We start from the raw sequence: 916 nt of genomic DNA, 5'->3' as shown, positions 1-916 counted from the left end.
CGCGGCTCGCGCGGGGATCGAAGAGCAGCAGCATCGCGCCGTCCGCGCGCAGGAAGAGGTGCCGTCCCGGCGCGCGCCCGTGCACCTCGAAGCCCAGCAGGTCCACGTAGAAGCGCTCGGCCGCGGCGAGGTCGTCGACGTACAGGCAGGTCTCCAGGAGGCGCATCAGAGGCGCGGGAGGTCCGTGACGGTGCGCTCGCCGCCCGCCGTGCCCGTATTCACGGTGCTGGCGGGCTCGAAGAGGACCACCCAGGTCTCCTCCTCGCAGACGGGCAGGTGCTCCACGCCGCGCGGCACGACGATCAGCTCGCCCGGACCGAGGGTCTGCTCGCCGTCACGGAAGCGCAGCGTGAGGCGGCCCCGCACCACCCAGAAGAGCTCGTCCTCGTGCTCGTGCGCGTGCCAGACGAACTCACCCTGGAGCCGCGCGACCTTCACGTGCTGCCCGTTGAGCTCCGCGACGATCCTCGGGGACCACGTCTCCTCGAACTGCGCGAACTTCTCCTCGACGTTGACCTTGCGCATGCCCCAGTATGCGCGGGCTCAGGGCTCGCGCGAGAGGTACAGGTACTCCTCGCGGAAGCCCTCGCGGGCGTAGAAGGCGCGGGCGCGGGCGTTCGCGGCGTTCACCTTGAGGCCCAGCTCGGGGGCGCCGACCTCCCGCGCGAAGGCGCGCGCGTCGTCCATCAGGGCGCGCGCCACGCCGAGCCCCTTGGCGGCCTCGCTCACGGCGAGGTCCTTCACGAACACGCCGGGGTTCTCCGGCGGGCCGTAGAGCAGCGTGAGGCCGAGCGGCGTGCCCGCGTGGTCCTCCGCGACGGTGACGCGCGTGCCGGGCTCCGGATCGTGCAGGGCGCGCGAGAAGAGCTCCGCGTAGCCGCGCAGGGCGTCGGCGCGATCGCGCCACTCGGGCAGG

The 916-nt window shown here is 73.0% G+C and carries 3 protein-coding genes; all 3 read right to left on the bottom strand.

The genetic code is table 11. The annotated features are described in order from the left end of the window. Nucleotides 1-166 (bottom strand): VOC family protein (locus DEIPI_RS42155; RefSeq protein ID WP_045235323.1); only part of this gene is annotated, 166 nt, incomplete at its 3' end. Further along, a complete protein-coding gene (locus DEIPI_RS0127145) occupies nt 166-525 on the bottom strand; it encodes a cupin domain-containing protein (RefSeq protein WP_027483865.1) in 360 nt (119 codons plus the stop codon). The genes DEIPI_RS42155 and DEIPI_RS0127145, both read right to left, overlap by 1 nt. Nucleotides 526-543: 18 nt before the next feature. Then, the coding region (locus DEIPI_RS36280; protein ID WP_157464154.1) for a GNAT family N-acetyltransferase at nt 544-916 on the bottom strand (373 nt) is incomplete at its 5' end.

It is taken from the genome of Deinococcus pimensis DSM 21231 (genome assembly GCF_000519345.1).
Classification (GTDB): Bacteria; Deinococcota; Deinococci; order Deinococcales; family Deinococcaceae; genus Deinococcus_A; species Deinococcus_A pimensis.
This window is presented reverse-complemented; position numbering and strand designations above follow the sequence as displayed.